18 protein-coding genes are annotated in these 19,368 nt (G+C 24.5%); 9 read left to right on the top strand and 9 right to left on the bottom strand.

Going from position 1 to position 19,368, the window contains the following annotated elements; translation table 11 throughout:
* The first annotated feature begins 43 nt into the window (after nt 1-43).
* The 6 genes from rnb (at nt 44) to ribA (ending at nt 5,896) form a co-directional block, all read left to right on the top strand.
* On the top strand, nt 44-1,984 hold the full coding sequence (gene rnb / locus RJT32_RS01345; RefSeq protein WP_343154489.1) for an exoribonuclease II: 1,941 nt from the start codon (nt 44-46) through the stop codon (nt 1,982-1,984).
* 145 nt (nt 1,985-2,129) lie between these two features.
* Nucleotides 2,130-2,771, top strand: a complete 642-nt coding sequence (locus RJT32_RS01350; protein ID WP_343154491.1) for a YchE family NAAT transporter — start codon at nt 2,130-2,132, stop codon at nt 2,769-2,771.
* A 43-nt stretch (nt 2,772-2,814) separates the two neighbouring features.
* The gene (gene lipB, locus RJT32_RS01355) at nt 2,815-3,471 is read left to right on the top strand and encodes a lipoyl(octanoyl) transferase LipB (RefSeq protein ID WP_343154492.1); all 657 of its coding nucleotides are present in this window, start codon (nt 2,815-2,817) and stop codon (nt 3,469-3,471) included.
* A 64-nt stretch (nt 3,472-3,535) separates the two neighbouring features.
* Nucleotides 3,536-4,432: a lipoyl synthase gene (gene lipA / locus RJT32_RS01360; RefSeq protein ID WP_428994351.1), complete on the top strand. Its 897-nt coding sequence runs from the start codon at nt 3,536-3,538 to the stop codon at nt 4,430-4,432.
* A 91-nt stretch (nt 4,433-4,523) separates the two neighbouring features.
* Nucleotides 4,524-5,234: an orotidine-5'-phosphate decarboxylase gene (gene pyrF, locus RJT32_RS01365; protein ID WP_343154494.1), complete on the top strand. Its 711-nt coding sequence runs from the start codon at nt 4,524-4,526 to the stop codon at nt 5,232-5,234.
* A 71-nt stretch (nt 5,235-5,305) separates the two neighbouring features.
* A complete protein-coding gene (gene ribA / locus RJT32_RS01370; protein ID WP_343154496.1) occupies nt 5,306-5,896 on the top strand; it encodes a GTP cyclohydrolase II in 591 nt (196 codons plus the stop codon).
* A 254-nt stretch (nt 5,897-6,150) separates the two neighbouring features.
* Here ribA and cls read toward each other — a convergent pair whose 3' ends face one another.
* The 8 genes from cls to trpD all read right to left on the bottom strand — a co-directional run bounded on the left by cls (nt 6,151) and on the right by trpD (nt 13,945).
* The gene (gene cls, locus RJT32_RS01375) at nt 6,151-7,611 is read right to left on the bottom strand and encodes a cardiolipin synthase (protein ID WP_343154497.1); all 1,461 of its coding nucleotides are present in this window, start codon (nt 7,609-7,611) and stop codon (nt 6,151-6,153) included.
* A 95-nt stretch (nt 7,612-7,706) separates the two neighbouring features.
* Nucleotides 7,707-8,117, bottom strand: a complete 411-nt coding sequence (gene yciA, locus RJT32_RS01380; RefSeq protein ID WP_343154498.1) for an acyl-CoA thioester hydrolase YciA — start codon at nt 8,115-8,117, stop codon at nt 7,707-7,709.
* Between the two features lie 44 nt (nt 8,118-8,161).
* Nucleotides 8,162-8,695 carry a septation protein A gene (locus RJT32_RS01385; protein ID WP_343154499.1) on the bottom strand — a complete coding sequence of 178 codons (534 nt, stop codon included), beginning with the start codon at nt 8,693-8,695 and terminating at the stop codon, nt 8,162-8,164.
* Nucleotides 8,696-8,720: 25 nt separating this feature from the next.
* Nucleotides 8,721-9,464 carry a YciC family protein gene (locus tag RJT32_RS01390; RefSeq protein ID WP_343154500.1) on the bottom strand — a complete coding sequence of 248 codons (744 nt, stop codon included), beginning with the start codon at nt 9,462-9,464 and terminating at the stop codon, nt 8,721-8,723.
* Nucleotides 9,465-9,552: 88 nt separating this feature from the next.
* Nucleotides 9,553-10,362: a tryptophan synthase subunit alpha gene (gene trpA / locus RJT32_RS01395; RefSeq protein WP_343154501.1), complete on the bottom strand. Its 810-nt coding sequence runs from the start codon at nt 10,360-10,362 to the stop codon at nt 9,553-9,555.
* Nucleotides 10,359-11,546: a tryptophan synthase subunit beta gene (gene trpB / locus RJT32_RS01400; RefSeq protein WP_343154502.1), complete on the bottom strand. Its 1,188-nt coding sequence runs from the start codon at nt 11,544-11,546 to the stop codon at nt 10,359-10,361. Before trpB ends, trpA begins: the two co-directional genes overlap by 4 nt.
* 34 nt (nt 11,547-11,580) lie before the next feature.
* The gene (gene trpCF / locus RJT32_RS01405; protein ID WP_343154503.1) at nt 11,581-12,936 is read right to left on the bottom strand and encodes a bifunctional indole-3-glycerol-phosphate synthase TrpC/phosphoribosylanthranilate isomerase TrpF; all 1,356 of its coding nucleotides are present in this window, start codon (nt 12,934-12,936) and stop codon (nt 11,581-11,583) included.
* Entirely contained in the window at nt 12,914-13,945 is a 1,032-nt protein-coding gene (gene trpD / locus RJT32_RS01410; protein WP_343154505.1) for an anthranilate phosphoribosyltransferase, read from the bottom strand. Before trpD ends, trpCF begins: the two co-directional genes overlap by 23 nt.
* A gap of 184 nt (nt 13,946-14,129) precedes the next feature.
* Between trpD and RJT32_RS01415 the strand changes: the two genes are divergently transcribed.
* The 3 genes from RJT32_RS01415 (at nt 14,130) to topA (ending at nt 18,476) form a co-directional block, all read left to right on the top strand.
* The gene (locus tag RJT32_RS01415) at nt 14,130-15,032 is read left to right on the top strand and encodes a DMT family transporter (protein WP_343154507.1); all 903 of its coding nucleotides are present in this window, start codon (nt 14,130-14,132) and stop codon (nt 15,030-15,032) included.
* The gene (locus RJT32_RS01420) at nt 15,029-15,766 is read left to right on the top strand and encodes a pseudouridine synthase (protein ID WP_343154508.1); all 738 of its coding nucleotides are present in this window, start codon (nt 15,029-15,031) and stop codon (nt 15,764-15,766) included. Before RJT32_RS01415 ends, RJT32_RS01420 begins: the two co-directional genes overlap by 4 nt.
* Before the next feature lie 142 nt (nt 15,767-15,908).
* Nucleotides 15,909-18,476 carry a type I DNA topoisomerase gene (gene topA / locus RJT32_RS01425; RefSeq protein WP_343154509.1) on the top strand — a complete coding sequence of 856 codons (2,568 nt, stop codon included), beginning with the start codon at nt 15,909-15,911 and terminating at the stop codon, nt 18,474-18,476.
* A 20-nt stretch (nt 18,477-18,496) separates the two neighbouring features.
* Here the strand turns inward: topA and RJT32_RS01430 are convergent, their stop codons facing one another.
* Nucleotides 18,497-19,288: an inositol monophosphatase family protein gene (locus RJT32_RS01430; RefSeq protein WP_343154510.1), complete on the bottom strand. Its 792-nt coding sequence runs from the start codon at nt 19,286-19,288 to the stop codon at nt 18,497-18,499.
* Nucleotides 19,289-19,368: the final 80 nt, after the last annotated feature.

A 19,368-nucleotide genomic window follows, 5' to 3' on the forward strand; every position in this document is an offset into this window, starting at 1 on the left:
TTAAATCATAAAATTATTTGTTAAATAGTTAGGTCTGATAATTATGTTCCAAAACAATCCATTACTTGAGCAATTAAAAAAAAAATTAAATCAAAAAACACCGCGGGTTGAAGGAATAGTAAAAAGTACTGAAAGAGGTTTTGGTTTTTTAGAAATTGATGCACAAAAAAGCTATTTTATCCCCCCTAAAAACATGAAAAAAGTTATGCATGGAGATAAAATATCAGCTTTATTAAAAATGGAAAAAGATCGTGAAATAGTTGACCCTGAAACATTAATTGAGCCCTTTTTAAAAAGATTTGTTGGAAAAATTGAAAAAAAAAATAATCAATTATTTATTTTGCCAGATTATCCTTTTTTAAAAGATTCAATTGTAATATTTTATCCCAAAAACAATTATATTAATTTGTTTGAAACTGGTGATTGGGTAGTAGCTAATTTAGTCAAACATAAACTTAATGGTCATTCTATATTTTGCGCTGAATTAATTGAAAAAATAGTAAAAAAAAACGATCCTTTAACACCATGGTGGGTAACTTTATCGCGTTATAATCTTGAAAAAAAAGCACCTTTAATTGAACAAAAAGATTTTTTGTTAAAAGATCAATTTAATAGAAAAGATTTAACACATCTTGATTTTATTACAATAGACAATTTCAATACAAAAGATATTGATGATGCTTTATTTATTAAAGAAACTAATAATGGACAATTTTTCTTAACTGTAGCTATTGCAGATCCAACTTCATATATAGAACTTGGAAGTAAATTAGATATTGCCGCTTATGAAAGAGGTTTTACAAATTATTTACCAGGTTTTAATATTCCTATGCTACCTAGGGAATTATCAGAGAATATATGTTCATTAATTCCAAATGAACGACGTCCAGTATTAGCTTGTTCTATAATAATTGAGAAGGATGGAAATATTTTAAATACAGCTGATTTTTTCTTAGCGTGGATTATATCTAAAGAAAAATTATCTTATGAAGATGTATCAAATTGGATTGAAAAAAAAGGATTATGGACACCATCAAAAAGATCTATTCAAAAACAAATTTTGCTTTTATATAAATTATGTTTATCACGGATAAAATGGCGAACATTAAATGCAGTATTATTTAAAGATAGTTTAGAATATAGATTTCAATTTGAAGAACCTGGAATAATAAAAAATGTGGTTATTGAAAAAAGACGAATTGCTCATAAAATAATTGAAGAATCAATGATTATTGCAAATGTTGTAGGTGCAAAGTTTTTATCTAGAAACCTTGGATTTGGAATATATAATATACATTCCGGCTTCGATTCTTCTAATGCGGAGAATGCAGTCTCATTTTTAAAAAACTATAATTTAAAATTTAATTCCAAAGAAATCAGGACATTAAAAGGATTTTGTAATTTAAGACGTGTTTTAAATGTTCTTTCAAATAATTATATTAATAATCGTATTCGCCGATATCAATCTTTTGGAGATTTTAGCATTACTCCTAGCCCACATTTTGCATTAGGATTTTCAGAGTATGCAACTTGGACATCTCCTATTCGAAAATATAGTGATATAATTAATCATCGTTTATTAAAATCAATTATTAAAAAAGAATCAAGTATTAAACCTAGTGAAGAATTTAAATTTAAAATTAGTGAGCAAAGACGTCGAAATAGAATAGCTGAAAGAGATATTTCAGATTGGCTTTACACATTACTTTTACAAAAAAAAGAATATCAAAACAGAAAATTTTCTGCCGAAATTATTGATGTGTCTAGAAGTGGAATTCGAGCTAAGATTATAGAAAATGGTGCAAACGTTTTTATTCCTGCATTGTTTTTGCATCCTATTAGAGAAGAACTAATCTTAAATCAAGAAATAGGCAAGGTATTTATTAATGGAAATTTACATTATAAAATTTCTGACTTAATTCAAATAACATTATTTGAAATTCGTCTAAAAACAAGAAGTATTATTGCCAAACCTGATAATTAAATATGAATTTAATATTTATAAATAATTTAAATTAAAATAATTTTTTATATTTTTTTTAAATATTTTAACAATTTCTTTATTTTAGTTTTTTAAAAGTCATAATCAATAAAATGACAAGAATTTTAATATTAATTAAGAGTGTAACATGCATATTTCAATTTTTGATTTTTCTATATATATAAAGTTTTTTATAAGTTTATGTGCACTAGTTAATCCAATCGGAATGATTCCAATTTTTACTACCATGACTACTCATCAAACTAAATTAGAGCGGAAAAAAACTAATTTAATAGCAAACTTTTCTGCGTTTTTAATATTATTAATATCATTATTTTTAGGTGATAGTATTTTAAGTGTTTTTGGAATATCTATTAATTCATTTCGAATTGCGGGAGGTTTATTAATTATGGGAATTGCTTTTTCTATGATTAATGGAAAATTTACAAAAAACAAACAAGTTAAATCAGACAAAGAAAAATTCAAAGAAAATATTAGTGTAGTTCCATTGGCAATGCCTTTAATTGCAGGACCAGGTGCCATTAGTTCAACTATCGTATGGAGTACATATTATTCTACTTGGATTAATTTAGTGGGATGTACTATATCTATCTTTTTATTTTCATTAGTTTGTTGGTTATGTTTTCAAGCTGCCCCATGTGTAGTGGAAATATTAGGAAAAACAGGAATTAATATTATTACACGTGTAATGGGTTTATTGTTGATGTCTTTAGGAATAGAATTTTTTAGTGTGGGAATCAAATCAATTTTCAATGAACTATTGCACTAATTTTTAATATTTTTTTTGTTAAATATAATTTTTGGAAATATCTTTGAAAAATAAAATTATTTTTTTTAAAAATGTGGGATTGATAGATTGGATTAAAATTTCTAATGAAATGAATGATTTTACAGAAAAACGAAATAGTTTTACATTTGATGAAATTTGGTTTGGAGAACATTATCCTGTTTTTACTCAAGGCTTATTGACAAGTAATAATTTAAAAATATCTATTCAAGATAATTACATTAATAATATTCCTATATTTACCACTAATAGAGGTGGTCAAATTACATATCATGGCCCTGGACAGCAAATATTATATTTTTTAATTGATTTAAAACGTCGGAAAATTAATATTCGCAAATTAATAGATATTATGCATACCTTAATATTAGATACTTTAAATTATTTTTGTATCAATGCATATATTAGACCAAAAGCTCCTGGAATTTATATAAATAATAAAAAAATATGTTTTTTTGGTTTGAGAATTAAAAAAGGTTGTACTTTGCATGGTTTATCATTAAATGTTGATATGGATTTAGCTCCATTTGAGTATATTCACCCTTGCGGAGATATGCATATAAAAGTTACACAAATAAAAGAATTCAATTCTTCTTTAACACTAAAAGATATTCAAGTTATTTTAGTTAAAAAGTTATCTAACTTATTAAACGTTAAAATTATACAAAAACCATATTTTTAAAAAATTTAAAATCTTTTAAAAATATTTTTTTTTCAGTAATAATATATCTTCTTTAAATTTAGCGATGATAAAATTTATGAAAAAAAAAATAAATTTAATACCTATTAAAAATATTTCAGCAAAAAAACCAGATTGGATTAAAATTAAATTTCCTACTAATACATATCGTGTTGATCAGATGAAACGTGCTTTGCGAGACAATGATTTATATTCCGTTTGCGAAGAAGCTAACTGTCCAAATTTGTTCGAATGTTTTAATAATGGAACTGCAACTTTCATGATTTTAGGCGCTATATGCACTCGAAATTGTCCATTTTGTGCAGTGTTACATGGAACTCCTAAAAATATAAATTTAGAAGAACCTATAAAATTAGCAAATACTATATTGGATATGAGAATTAATTATGTAGTAATTACTTCAGTCGTAAGAGACGATTTATATGATGGAGGAGCACAACATTTTGTTAATTGCATGAACTCTATTAGAAATAAAAATAAAGTAAAAATTGAAATATTAGTTCCTGATTTCAGAGGAAGAATTAAATTAGTATTAAAAATTTTTGGTACAGAGTTACCGGACGTTTTTAATCATAATATAGAAAGTATTCCTAGGCTTTATAAAAAAATACGTCCAGGAGCAAATTATAAAAATTCATTATTATTATTAGAATCATTTAAAAAAAAATACAATAAAATTCCTACCAAATCAGGTTTAATGCTAGGAATAGGTGAAAAAGATAAGGAAATTACTCAAGTTATGAAAGATCTTTATTCCAGCGGCGTTACATTATTAACAATAGGTCAGTATCTTCAACCTAGCAAAAATCATCTTCCAGTAGAACGTTATATATCACCTTTTGAGTTTGAAAACATTAAAAAAGAAGCAATTTCTATTGGTTTTAAAAATGCTTATTGCGGACCTTTTGTACGTTCATCATATCATGCTAGTTTTCAAAATTAATAATATATTAATATTATTATTATGTTTTTTTAAAAACTTAATTTATTGAAAATTTATCGATAATGCAAACTATTTTAAACGAGGTTAAATAGTGTTAAAATTTAATTATTCTAATATTCCTAAAATTATTATTGCATTAGATTTTTATAATAGAAAAGAAGCTATGAAATTAGTACATTTACTTGATCCATCTTTATTTTATTTAAAGATTGGAAAAGAAATGTTTACAATTTTAGGAAAAAAATTTATTAATGAATTACATCAATTGGGGTTTAATGTATTTTTAGATTTAAAATTCCATGATATTCCTAATACTGTGTTTAATGCTATAAAAGCAGCAGCGGATTTGGGTGTATGGATGTTAAGCGTACATGCTTCTGGTGGAAAAAAAATGCTTATATCTGCTAAAAAAGCATTAAAATCATTTAAAAAACGTCCTTTGTTAATTGCTATTACAGCCTTAACTAGCTTACAAGAAAAAGATTTAAAAGATATTGGTATTCAAATATCTTTACAAAATTATATTTTAATTCTATCTAAATTGTCTAGAGATTGTGGTTTAGATGGCGTTGTATGCCCTGGAAAAGCAGCAGAAAAAGTGAAATTAATATGTGGTAGTAAATATAAAATTATTACCCCAGGGATTAGGTGTTCTGATGATTTTTCTTTTGATCAATCTCAAATTATTACTCCTAAACAAGCAAAAAAATTTTTAATTGATTATATAGTGATAGGGCGATCTGTTACTACATCGAAAAATCCCATGAAAAAATTGAATTCTATAATAGAATCTATGCAATAATATTATATATAAAAGTATTTTTTATAGTCATCTAAATTAAAATTTATAAAATATTAAAAAACGGAGTATTTATGCAATTAATTAAAGTAGAAAAAGCTATTTTACCTACTCGATGGGGAGATTTTATTATTTTTGGATTTGAAGAAAAAAAGAATGGAAAAAATCATATTGCTCTTGTTTATGGTGATATAAAAATAAATCAACCTATTCTTTCTAGAGTGCATTCTGAATGCTTAACAGGCGATGCTTTTTTTAGTTTAAGATGTGATTGTGGAGATCAGTTAAAAATGGCAATGCAAAAAATTGCAGATGAAGGAATAGGTATATTAATATATCATCGACAAGAAGGTAGAAATATTGGACTGCTTAATAAAATTAAAGCATATTCTTTACAAGATCATGGATTAGATACTGTTGAGGCTAATTTAAAACTTGGATTTTCTGCTGATGATCGAGATTTTTCATTATGTGCGGATATTTTTAATATTTTACACGTCAAAAAAATTCGATTATTAACTAATAATCCATATAAAGTAGATATGCTGATTTCCGCTGGAATTGACATCGTAGAAAGAATACCTCTTATAACTAAAAAAAACAAAAAAAACAATTGTTATTTAAAGACAAAAGCTGAAAAAATGGGCCACTTATTGTTTAAGTAAAAATTTTTTAAAAAAATGCATATAATACAATTATTCTAAATTTTATTTAATATAACATATAAAGTATTTATAAGTATTATGTGTATGTTTTTAAGAATTTTATACTATTTAAAATATAGAAGGGGTTTTTATAAACCCCAACATAATTATTTAAGTTATTTTAATTTTTAAATGAATATACAACTTTTTTAAAATTTTAAATAATTTATATAAATATATTTGTTTAACTTTTTATACAGATTCTAAATAAACATTTATAATAATGGACTTAAAAAATAAAAAATTTTTTCTAATATTTTTTCCCAATATTCACGAGCTGACCAAATATCTTTATCTAATAGTTCAGAATTAGAAATATATTCTTGATGCACTAAAGATAATGTATTACTAAAATGAGCATCATCAATAATTAAAGTAATTTCAAAATTTAACCATAAACTTCTCATATCTAAATTAGCTGTACCAATTAAACTCAATTGCCGATCAACTAATATGCTTTTACTATGTAATAATCCATCTTTAAATTGATAAATTTTTACTCCAGCCTCTAATAATTCACTAAAAAAAGCTCTACTTGCCCATTTTACTAAAACAGAATCATGATATAATGGTATAATAATACTAACATTTACACCTCTTTGTGCTGCTGTACAAATGGCATGTAATAAATCATCACTGGGAACTAAATACGGAGTGGTCATAATTAATTCATTTCTAGATGAATAAATTGCTGTCAATAAAGCCTGATGAATTACATTTTTTGGAAACCCAGGTCCAGATGCAATTACTTGAACACTAGAGTTTTGATTCAATGTATTTTTTAACATTTCTTTGTTGGGTAATTGAGGTAAAATTTTACAACCTGTTTCAATTTCCCAATCGCATGAATAAACCATACCGATTGTTGTTGCAATGGGCCCTTCAATTCTGGTCATTAAATCAATCCATTGACCAACTCCGGAAGATTTTTTAAATAAATGTGGATCTACTAAATTCATACTTCCAGAATATGAGATATAATTATCAATTAATATTATTTTTCTATGTTGTCTCAAATCCAACCTATGTAAAAACATACGTACTAAATTAACTTTTAATGCTTCTACAATTTGAATTCCAGATTTTTTCATTTTTTGAACCCAAGGGCTTCTAAAAAAATCAAGACTGCCAGCTGAATCTAGCATTAATCTACAATGTATTCCTCTTTTTGCAGAATCAATAAGAGCCATTGCTACATCATCAGCAAGTCCTCCTGGTTTCCATATATAAAATACCATTTCAATATTTTTGCGAGCTAAACAGATATCACGAATTAAAATACTAATTATTTTTTTATTATCAGTTAATAATGTAATTTTATTATTCTTAATACCAGACATGCCTTGTCTATGTTTACATAATTGAAATAAAGAAGTGGCAACTTCACTATTTTTAATTGAAAAAATATATTTGCAAGATTTAAGTTGAATAAGATATTGATTAGATAGAGACCAGATTTTTTTCGCTATTCTTTTATGTCTTTTTTCTAAATAAAATTCACCGAAAAAAAACCAAATTGCGATTCCCATAAATGGGATGACATAAATAGTCAAAAGCCAAGACATAGAAGAAGGTATACTACGACGTTTAATTAAAATGCAGTAAGTAATGTTCACAATCAGTAACCAATATATTAATACAACTAGGCATGTGCTGGAATCATAGAAAATGTCCATTCATTTGAAGGTCCTATTTATACTTTTATAAAAAAGTTTTATATTTGATTGAGTATATTTTTAAAATCATTGTATTAGCTATAAAAGATTTATAATTAGATGATACTCATAGGCAATAATTCCCGAGGTTTTCCTATTTTATTAATTGCTACATAAATAAATTTTGCTTCTGTAGCGCAGTAATATTGTCCTAATGGTTTAGAATAAATCTTTTTAATCCACACTTCTACATTAATCGTCATTGAACTCTTACCAATTTTAATGCAATCTGCATAACAACTAAAAACATCTCCGATTGATACAGGCTTTAAAAAAGTTATTCCTTCTACTTTTACAGTAACAACTTTCCCTCCAGATATCTCTTTGGCTAATATAGCTCCTCCCATGTCCATTTGAGACATTATCCATCCACCAAATATATTTCCATTTGCATTAGTATCTGATGGCATCGCGAGAGTTTTTAATACGATTGTTCCTTGTGGTAATAATTTGTTTTTTTTAAGCATTATTAAAATATTCACTTTGTTTATATTAAAATTATATAAAAAAATTATTTATTTTTTAAAGTTTTATAATTTATATAAATACTTGTAATTAAAATAGAAAAAAACATTAAAATTGATAGTCCAAAAACTTTGAAATTCACCCAAGTTTCTTCTGAAAAACACAATGCTATATAAATATTTAAAATACTACAAAATAAAAAAAATAATGCCCAAAAAAAATTGATTTTTTTCCAAAAAATATCAGAAATTTTTATGTTTTTTTCTAAAAATTTTTGTATTATTGGTTTTTTTTGAAAAAATTGACTGATAAGTAACGCAATAGAAAAAAACATGTAAATTATTGTGATTTTCCATTTGATAAACTGACTATTATGAAAAAATATCGTTAAAAAGCCAAGGATAGAAACTAAAAGGAAACTAATTAAATTAATTTTATCTATTTTTTTATCGATAACTGAATTTAATATAAAAATAATACCTGACATAATAATTAAAAACATAGATGCTATAAAAATATTATAAATTTTATAGAATATAAAAAAAGTTATTATTGGTAATAAATTTAGTGTTTTTGGCATAATTTAAGACCTGAAATTTCTTGTTTTAATTTCTTAAAAATAACATATAAAATCTAAATAAATATATTATTAAAATAGAAAAAAATACGTTTGTATTGATATTTAATAACAAGGAAAAAACATCTTTATTGATTAAGTGAATATTCAGTAAAATTTTAGTTAAAATAAATTTTATACACATCCAAAATAATACCCCTGTACCTATAATATTTATATGTTTCCAAGAAATAGAAATACTTAGACGTATAGAATCTACTAAAGTATTTTTTTGAAATGACAAAATAATAGGTGATAATGCAAGTAATACTGATAAAAATATACCTGGAAGAACAAAAAACATAAAACCTATTTGAATGATAATATTAGTAATACAATTAAGTATAAATAAACTTGGTAAAATTTTAGCAAAAAAAATCATGGAAATTTTAATAGGTTGTTTTTTATTAGAAGATAAATATGTAATTAAAGTAATTATACTACTTAATAAAAAGGTTTTACTAGTTAAAAATTCAATCATTTTAAATAGCGAATATTTTAAAAGTTCTTTTTTTTCATATTCGTTAAGATTATTTATAAAATCAAACACAGAGTAAGAGTTAATAAATTTATTATTTTCTATAAGAGCAATAATATTTATATCAGGTTTAATTAACATATTTATTAAAATAGTTATCAAAGTAGTTATAATTGATATAAAAAAAATAGTTTTTATTTCTCTAGATACAAAGTGATATGTATCGTTGCATAATTCACGTATTGTAATAAACATATGTATATCCCCTGTAAACATTATATAAAAATTTAAGATAATACATATTATTTTAGATTAATATATTTTTAAAAATATACAAAATTATTTAAATAAATTTTGTAGATCGTATTAATTGAAGACTAAATTTTTTGATTTCTTTCATCATTATTTTTTCTTGATTTAAGTTTTTTTCAATAATATTTATAATAGCTGATCCACATATTACACCATTAGTACCTGACATAATTGATTGTTTCACTTGAAGAGAATTTTTAATTCCAAAACCTTGTAATAATGGTAAAGAATTATATTTTTTTACTTTTTCTATAAATTTACTTGACAGTGTAATTGTTTGATTTTCAATCCCTGTTACTCCAGGTCGAGATAATAAATAAATATATCCTTTCGCATATAGAGCAAGTTTAGATAAAAAATGATCATCTGCATCAGGAGGACATATAAAAATAGAGTCGATATTAAATTCATTGGCATATTGATAAAAAATATTATATTCTTCAATAGGCACATCAGCTATTAATACAGAATCTAAACCACATATTTTACATTGTCTATAAAAATTTCTAATTCCCTGACTATATATAAGATTAGCATATAGTAATATACCTATGGGAAGGGTTAAATATTTTTTACGTATTTTTTGAATTACTTCAAAAGATTTGAATATCCCATAATTTTTAGATAACGCACGTAAATTTGATTTTTGAATAATAGGACCATCTGCCAATGGATCTGAAAATGGAATTCCTAATTCTAGTGCATCTGCTCCGTTTGAAATTAATATATCAATAATTTTCATTGATGTTTCTAAAGAAGGATCACCTATAATTAAAAATGGAACAAAACATCCTTCTTTACGTGAAGTTTTTTGTTTGAATGTTTTTTGATAACGATTCACAATTTTTTCCTATTTTCTAAAATATCACTTACTGTAAAAATATCTTTGTCTCCTCGACCAGAAAGATTTACTATTAAAATTTGATTTTTATCTGGTTTAAGATTCATCATTTTTAATGCATAAGCTACTGCATGAGAAGATTCTAATGCAGGAATAATACCTTCTTTTTTAGATAAAATTTGAAATGCTTCTAATGCTTCTTTATCAGTAATTGCAACATATTGAGCGCGTTTGATACTATTAAGCCAGGCATGTTCAGGGCCGACTGAAGGAAAGTCTAAACCGGCAGAAATAGACCAAGATTGTTGAATTTGACCTTCTTCATTTTGCATTAAATAAGATTTCATTCCAAAATAAATTCCCTGTCTTCCACGATTTAATGGTGCACCATGTTTTTTTGTATTGATACCTTGACCAGCTGGTTCTACACCAATCAAACGAACTTTTTCATTGATAAAATCAGAAAATATACCGATAGCGTTTGATCCACCACCAACACATGCGATGATAGAGTCTGGTAGTTTGTTTTCATGCTCTAAAATTTGTTTTTTTGTTTCTTCACCTATTATTTTTTGAAATTCTTTTACTATCTTTGGATAGGGATGAGGCCCGGCTGCTGTTCCTATCATATAATGTGAAGATTTATAACTATGCGACCAATCTCTTAATGCTTCATTGCATGCATCTTTTAAGGTTCCAGAACCACTCTTAACAGATATAACTTCAGCACCCATTAATTTCATACGGAATACGTTTGGTTTTTGGCGCTCAATATCTTTAAAGCCCATATATATACGACATTTTAAATTTAGTAATGCGCAAGCAATAGCAGTAGCAACACCATGTTGGCCAGCGCCAGTTTCAGCAATAATTTCTTTTTTGTTCATTTGAATTGCTAACATCGCTTGACCTAATACTTGATTGGTTTTATGTGCACCACCATGCAACAAATCTTCTCTTTTTAAATAAATACGTGTTTTTGTGCCTTTTGTTAAATTTTTACATAAAGTCAATGGTGTTGGTCTTCCTGCGTAATTTTTTAAAAGATATAAAAAATTTTTTTGAAAATTTAAATCTTTTTTTGAATCAATAAAATTTTGTTCTAATTCATATAAAGCCGGCATTAATATTTGAGGAACATACATGCCTCCAAACTCGCCAAAATAAGGATTAAGTAATGCCATTTAAAGTTATTCCTCTATTTATAAAAACAACTTCTTAAGATATTAATCTATGAAAAATGAGTTTTATTTTTTTATGATCTTTAATGCCTGGTGATATTTCTACTCCAGAATTTAAATCTAATCCAAAACAATTGAATTTTAATGCATATATACAATTTTTAATATTAATTCCACCTGCTAAAATGACATTATGTAACATAGAGTTTCTTAAAATTGACCAATTAAATGCTGTATTGCTTCCTCCAGAAGTTGAATCAAATATATATTTATTTATATGATTCCAATTTAACAAAGGAAGTATTGATTTAATGGAAAATGCTTTCCAAATTTTAATATTTTTAGGCAATTTTTTTCTTAATAAATCAATATATTTTTGATCTTCATTACCATGTAATTGTATAGCATATAAATATAATTCATTAGATACTTCTAAAATTGTATTTATATTTTGATTTTGAAATACTCCTATATATCTTAAATTGCTATTAAAGCTAATATTTTTTGCAATTTGTTTTGTAATTTTACGAGGTGAATTTTCTGCAAAAATTAAACCTCCATAAATTGCACCATATTTTTCACTTGCTTTAGCATCAACGGAACGAGTTAGTCCGCATATTTTATTATGACCATAGATTAAAGATTTAGTGCTTATTTCTAAATCTTTTTTTGACATTAAACTTGTTCCAATTAAAAAACCGTTAACAATTTTTTTTAATTCTCTTATTTGAAAATTGTTTTTTATTCCTGATTCACTAATAATTATTCTGTTTTTAATTAATGGAGCTAAATTTCGAGTACGATTTAAATCAATAGATAAATCATGTAAATTACGATTATTAATCCCAATAATTTTAGCATTTAATTTAATAGCACGATTTATTTCTTCAATATTATTAACTTCAGTTAAAATTCCCATATTTAATTTTTTTGCTATTTCAGAAAAAATAATATATTGCTGATCGTTTAAAATAGACAACATAAGTAAAATAGCGTCTGCATTATAATATCGAGCTAAATAAATTTGATATGGATCAATAAAGAAATCTTTACATAAAATTGGTTGGGAAACATGATTTTTTACAATGTTTATAAATTTTAAATCTCCATGAAAATATTTTTCATCTGTTAAAACTGAAATAGAAGAAGCATATTTTTTATATATATTAGCAATAGCAATTAAATTGAAATTTTTTTGAATAATTCCTAAAGAAGGAGATGATTTTTTGCATTCTAATATAAAAGCAGGATATTTATTATTTAATGCATCATAGAAATTACGAGTTTTTGTGTTCAATTTTTTTTTAATATCTTGGAAAATTTCTTTTTTTTTTCGATATTTAATCCAATCTATTTTATCTTTAATAATTCTATTCAGTATTGTTTCTTGCATATTTATCTTCTTTTAACATATTAGAAATTTTAATTATATGTTTATAAACGTCACCACTTCGAATTTTATTTAATATCATTTGTGTATTTTTTTTTAAATCTGTATATCCAAAATTTTTCAATAAAAGTGAAACATTTGCAGCAATTAATTCTTCGTGTAATTTATCTCCTTTACCTTTCATAACTTTTTTAATAATATCATAACTTTCTTCTGTAGAACTCGCTATACATGTTTTTTTAGGATGCTCTTTTAGGCCAAAATCTTTTGCTTCTAAATGATATGAATAAATTTTTTTATTTAATAATTCTGAAATATATGTGATACCATTCAATGTTACTTCATCAGTTCCATCGCCGTGGAGTACAATTCCTCGCTGATATTTTAGCTTTTGCAAAATTTCAATTACTGGATGAATTAAACTTTTTTTATAAACACCTATTACTGTATAGGAAGGTTGAGAAGGATTTAAAAATGGTCCTAATAAATTAAAAATAGTTTTAATTTTTAAAATTTTTCGAATATTGGACGCATGTTGAAAGCTGTGATGATAATTAGGTGCAAATAAAAAACAAATATTTAATTGATTTAAAGTTTTTAAAGCATTGTTTAAAGATGGATTTAAATTAATTTTAAATTTTCTCAATAAATCAGATGAACCTGAAATACTTGATACACCTTTATTGCAGTGTTTGATAATTTTAAATCCACAGCAAGATGCAACAAAAGCGCTAGCAGTTGAAATATTAATTGTATTTTTATTATCTCCACCTGTTCCGACTATATCAGAAAAAACATAATTAGGTCTAGGAAATAACTTCATTGTTTCTAAACAAGCGTAAGTTGCACCTAGTATCTCATCTACTGATTCATCGCGGACATGCATAGCTGTTAAAAGAGATGATAATTGTATTTCGTTTATTTTACCAGCAATAATAGATTTAAATAATTTATAACTTTCTTCTTTTGTTAAAAATTTTAACTGATAAAGTTTTTTAAATATATTTTGCATGAAACACCTTTTAAAATTTTAATTAAAAGTTAATATTTTACAATTTTTACAATAATCGATTGAATTAAATAATTCAATTCAAATTTTATAAACTTTATTTATAATATTGGATTTATCTTTTAAAAATTTTTTATTCAGAATAAACTAATATAAATATAAATAATTTTATTATTGGAAGTGTAAAATGAAAAAAATAATAATAATATTATTATTTGCCTTAGTTTCTATTACATGGGGAACTACTTGGATAGCTATGAAAATTGCTGTAGAAACAATTCCTCCATTATTTGCTACTGGCATACGATTTTTAATTGCTTCTCCTTTATTAATTATACTGTCTTGTATTACCAAGACACCTTTATTATTTCCATATGGTCAAAGAAATTTTCAAATTATTATTTCTTTTTTTTATTTTTCAATACCTTTTACACTAATGTTATATGGAGGTAAATATGTAAGTTCTTCTATTTCTTCAGTTATTTTTTCAAGTATGCCAGTTATTGTATTAATTTTTTCTTCTTTTTTTTTTAAAAAAAAAATAGATTTAATCAAAAAAATTGGTATATTTATCTCTTTAATCACATTATTTTTTATTTTATTAATTGATTTAAAATCAGAAAATTTTTTTCAATGGAAAGGTATTATAGCTTTAGTATTAGCATTATTTAGTCATGCTTTAATTTATATAGAATGTCAAAAAAGATGTACTAATATTTCTATCATTACATTCAATGCGCTACCATCTTTGATATCCGGAATATTTTTATCTATTGTGTCTTGGTTTTTTGAGCATCCTAATATTTATTTATTTTCAAAACAATCAATTTTAGCTATTTTTTATCTTGGAGATTTTTCGGGTATTTTTGGTATTTTATCCTATTTTTACTTGCAAAAAAAAGTTAGTTCATTTTATGCTTCTACTGTTTTTTTAATTTTTCCCTTAATTTCTTATATTTTAGAAGTTTATTTTTATAAAAAAATATTTTTTTTCTATAAATTATGGTTTATTTTACCACTTTTAATAGGAATATTATTAACATTAATTCCAATAAATTTTTTTCAAGATATAAAAAGGCGTTTTCAATGAAGGAAAAAATACAAAAAATACTTGCTGATTCTGGATATGGTTCGCGTCGTTATATAGAATCAATAATCCAACAGGGCAATGTATTGATAAATAATAAAAAAGCAGTTATTGGTCAATATTTCGATAAAAATCAATCTGAAAAAGTTTTTTTAAATAAAAAACAGATATTTTTTAAACAAAATAAAAAATTAAAAATGATTATTTATAATAAACCTGAAGGTGAAATTTGCACTAAAAGCGACCCTCAAAAACGATCAACTGTATTTGATAAATTACCTACTTTATATTTAAACAGATGGATTAGTGTTGGTCGATTAGACATAAATACTAAAGGATTATTGTTATTTACAAACAATGGTTCGTTGGCTCATCAACTTATGCACCCGAAAAATCAAATTGAACGTGAATATTACATACGTGTTCGCGGAAAAATAAATGCAAACATAATAGATATTTTAAAAAAAGGAGTTAAAATTAAAGATAATTATATTTCATTTAAGAGTATTGAATTAATTTCAAATCATACAAAAAAAAATAAGTGGTTTAAAGGTGTTTTATGTGAAGGTAAAAATCGTGAAATTAGATTAATTTTTAATGCAATACAATGCCAAGTAAGTAAACTAATTAGAGTGCGATATGGAAATATTTTTTTACCAAAAAACTTAAAAGAAGGACGGTGGAAAAATTTAAATCATATACCTTTAAAAAATTTATGTAATTTAATTAAACAATAAAGTTAAATAAAAAAATCAAAGTTTTTTATAAAAACCAAAAAAATCTTTTGTTTAAACATTTAAAAATAACAAAATTTATATTCATGTAAATTTAAATTAAATAATAACATACGATATTTATATTATTCATTGGGTTAAAATCATGTATAAATCTCTAGTTATAGTTGAATCACCAGTTAAAGCAAAAACTATAAATCAATATTTAGGTGATAATTATATAGTAAAATCTAGTGTTGGTCATATTCGAGACTTATCCAGCAATCAGTCTAAAAAAAGGAAAAGCACTCAAAATTCTTACTCGAAAAATTATGAAAAAGAACGATTAATTCAGCAAATGGGAATTGATCCATATAAAAATTGGAATTTTCAATATCATATTTTGCCTGGAAAAGAAAAAATTATTAATGAATTAAAAAATATTGCAAATCAAGTTAACCGAATATATCTTGCTACAGATTTAGATAGAGAAGGAGAAGCAATAGCTTGGCATTTGAAAGAAGTTATTGGAGGAGATTCTTCGAAATTTGTACGTGTAGTGTTTAATGAAATAACTCAGCATGCAATTGATAAAGCTTTTCAAAATATCGGCCAGATTAACATGTATCGAGTTTATGCGCAGCAAGCTCGGAGATTTATGGATCGAATTGTAGGGTATATGATTTCTCCTTTATTATGGAAAAAAATTTGCAGAGGTTTATCTGCTGGACGAGTACAGTCCGTAGCCCTAAGAATTGTTGTAGAACGGGAAAATGAAATAAGAAATTTTATACCAAAAGAATATTGGAAATTAAATGTTATCTTAATGTCATCTGAAAAGAAAAATATTACTCTGGAAGTAACACATTATAAAAATAAAAAACTTATTTTAAATAGTAAAGCAGAAGTAAAAGAAATAATTAAAAAACTTAAAAAACAATCTTTTTCTATTACTGATCAAAAAAATAAAATTTTATATAGAAAACCACTCGCTCCTTTTATTACATCGACTTTACAACAATCCTCCAGCCTCAATTTAGGATTTAGTGTAAAAAAAACTATGTTTTTAGCTCAAAAATTATATGAAGAAGGATATATAACTTATATGAGAACTGATTCTTGTTTTTTAAGTGGTAATGCAATTAAAAAAGCAAGAAATTACATAAAAAATAATTATAGTATTGATTTTTTGCCTAAAAAACCAAATATATATTTGAATAAAAAAAATTCTCAAGAAGCACATGAAGCAATACGCCCTACAGATGTAGAATTAACTATTATTAATAAAAACAAAATACATGCTGATGCTATTAAGTTGTATCAATTAATTTGGAAACAATTTATAGCCTGTCAAATGAAGCCAGAAAAATATCAATCTATTACAATAAAAGTAGTAACAGATCAATTTAAGTTAAAATCGTCTAGAAATATAACACTTTTTAAAGGTTGGACAAAGATATTTAAAAAAACAGAATTAATTAAATATAATATCTCAGATTTTAAAATAGATAATATTTTATTCATAGAAAAAATTATACCAAATCAGATGTTTACAAAACCATCTCCAAGATTTAATGAGGCATCATTAGTTCGAGAGTTAGAAAAAAAAGGCATTGGACGACCTTCTACTTATGCAAGTATAATAACAAAAATCAAAGATAAAGGATATTTAAAAGTTAAACAAAACAAGTTTTATGCTACCAAAATTGGCGAAGTTCTTATTACTCAATTAAAAAAATATTTTGCTGATTTAGTTGACTATAACTTTACTGCACGTATGGAAAAAAAACTTGATCAAATATCTTCCAATAAAATTTCTTGGAAAAATGTGCTTAATATGTTTTTTGAAAATTTCTTAAGACAATTTGAACAAGCAAAAAAACCTTCAGAAGAAGGCGGAATGATAAATAATATTACTATTTTAACAGATTTACATTGTTCTGATTGTAATAAAAAAATGGGTATAAAAACAGCTATTACAGGTGTTTTTTTAAGTTGTTCAGGATATAATTTAACATCTAAAGAACGTTGTAAAAATACTATAAATTTAATTGCATTAAATGATATTGATTTAACTAAAAAAAATTGTATTAATACAAAAGAACTTAAAAAAAAATGTGAAAAATGCAATACTATCATGGATAGTTATTTGATCAATAAAAATTTAAAAATTTATATTTGTGAAAATAGTCCTATATGCACAATATATTATATCGAAAAAGGTAAGTTTGAAAGTCCAGTTTATTTATCTAAAAAATTATATTGTGACAAATGTAAATGCAATATGGTGTTAAAAATAGGAAAATTTGGAAAATTTTTTATATGTTCTAACACGGTATGCAAAAATACACGAAAAATATTACCTAATGGTGAAATATCAAAACCAAAATTAGAACCGATTCCATTTCCGGATATAATGTGTTCTAAATCCAATGCATGGTTTGTATTAAGAGAAGGAATATCTGGTATATTTTTTGCTGCTAATACTTTCCCGAAATCAAGAGAAACTAGATCTCCTTTTATAGAAGAATTAGCTCAATTTAAACATTTATTGCCTGAAAAATTGCATTATTTAGCTGATGCTCCAAAAATAGATGAAGAAGGAAATAAAGTGTTAGTTTGTTTTGACAAACTAAATAAAACACAATATATAGCTTCTAAAAAAGAAGGTAAATTTACAGGATGGTCAGCATTTTTTATTAAAAATAAATGGTGTATTTATAATAAATCATAAACAATATAATTATATTACTATTATGTTGTTGAAATGTAACATTCACGAATTTTTTCAGTAATAGATTTAATAAATTTAGGGCTACTAGTAAAATTTAAAATACAATTAATGCTTTTTTCTTGAAAATCGCTTGTTAAACATCCAGATTCACGAGCTTGTAATTGTCCTGCAATAAAATTGGTAACATTTAATAAACTATAATTGATAATTAAGCAATCTATTTTACCGGAAGATACATATGCTAAATCTAATAAAGTTGAGCCAGTGCATCTAAATGAAATACCAGATAAAATTAACTTTTGATATATCTTAAAATAAGATTGCGATTGTATATTTTGAAATGTTAAATTTGTTGATATTGTGGTGTCACTTAGAGCATTTAGATTAGTACATCGAGTTCGATATCCATTTAATTGGGAACCCTGACCTCTAACAGATGTAAATAAATCATTTTTTATTGGATCATATATTACCGAAATTTCTGTATTTTTTTTTATTATCACCGCTATTGATATACAAAAATGTGGAAAATTTTTAATAAAATTTTTTTTTCCATCTAGTTCATTAATAATCCATAAAATTTTTTTATCAGTGATTGTATAATTAGTATTTTTTTGAATAATAATATGGTTTGGATAATATTTATAAATAATTTCACTAATTACTTGATATGTTTTATACATTACTTTTTTAATAAAATATTGTTTTTTTTCAAAATCTTCTCTAATAAACTTTTGAGCATCATAATTTTGCGCAATAATATTCCCTCCTTTACGAATTGCTCGAATTGCAATGTTTAACATAGGGTGCATTAAATTCTCCTAAATTTAAAAAAATAATATATTTGTTTTAAAATATGTTTTATAAAAAATAATAATATCATAATTTAAAT

The sequence above is a fragment of the Buchnera aphidicola (Aphis aurantii) genome, from assembly GCF_039388985.1.
GTDB lineage: Bacteria > Pseudomonadota > Gammaproteobacteria > Enterobacterales > Enterobacteriaceae > Buchnera > Buchnera aphidicola_BL.

Bases quoted from the DNA above. Each gene is read 5' to 3' on its own strand.
- rnb (WP_343154489.1), top strand. From the start codon at position 44: ATGTTCCAAAACAATCCATTACTTGAGCAATTAAAAAAAAAATTAAAT.
- RJT32_RS01350 (WP_343154491.1), top strand. From the start codon at position 2,130: ATGCATATTTCAATTTTTGATTTTTCTATATATATAAAGTTTTTTATA.
- lipA (WP_428994351.1), top strand. From the start codon at position 3,536: ATGATAAAATTTATGAAAAAAAAAATAAATTTAATACCTATTAAAAAT.
- ribA (WP_343154496.1), top strand. From the start codon at position 5,306: ATGCAATTAATTAAAGTAGAAAAAGCTATTTTACCTACTCGATGGGGA.
- cls (WP_343154497.1), bottom strand. From the start codon at position 7,611: ATGGACATTTTCTATGATTCCAGCACATGCCTAGTTGTATTAATATAT.
- yciA (WP_343154498.1), bottom strand. From the start codon at position 8,117: ATGCTTAAAAAAAACAAATTATTACCACAAGGAACAATCGTATTAAAA.
- RJT32_RS01385 (WP_343154499.1), bottom strand. From the start codon at position 8,695: ATGCCAAAAACACTAAATTTATTACCAATAATAACTTTTTTTATATTC.
- RJT32_RS01390 (WP_343154500.1), bottom strand. From the start codon at position 9,464: ATGTTTATTACAATACGTGAATTATGCAACGATACATATCACTTTGTA.
- trpB (WP_343154502.1), bottom strand. From the start codon at position 11,546: ATGGCATTACTTAATCCTTATTTTGGCGAGTTTGGAGGCATGTATGTT.
- trpCF (WP_343154503.1), bottom strand. From the start codon at position 12,936: ATGCAAGAAACAATACTGAATAGAATTATTAAAGATAAAATAGATTGG.
- trpD (WP_343154505.1), bottom strand. From the start codon at position 13,945: ATGCAAAATATATTTAAAAAACTTTATCAGTTAAAATTTTTAACAAAA.
- RJT32_RS01415 (WP_343154507.1), top strand. From the start codon at position 14,130: ATGAAAAAAATAATAATAATATTATTATTTGCCTTAGTTTCTATTACA.
- RJT32_RS01420 (WP_343154508.1), top strand. From the start codon at position 15,029: ATGAAGGAAAAAATACAAAAAATACTTGCTGATTCTGGATATGGTTCG.
- topA (WP_343154509.1), top strand. From the start codon at position 15,909: ATGTATAAATCTCTAGTTATAGTTGAATCACCAGTTAAAGCAAAAACT.
- RJT32_RS01430 (WP_343154510.1), bottom strand. From the start codon at position 19,288: ATGCACCCTATGTTAAACATTGCAATTCGAGCAATTCGTAAAGGAGGG.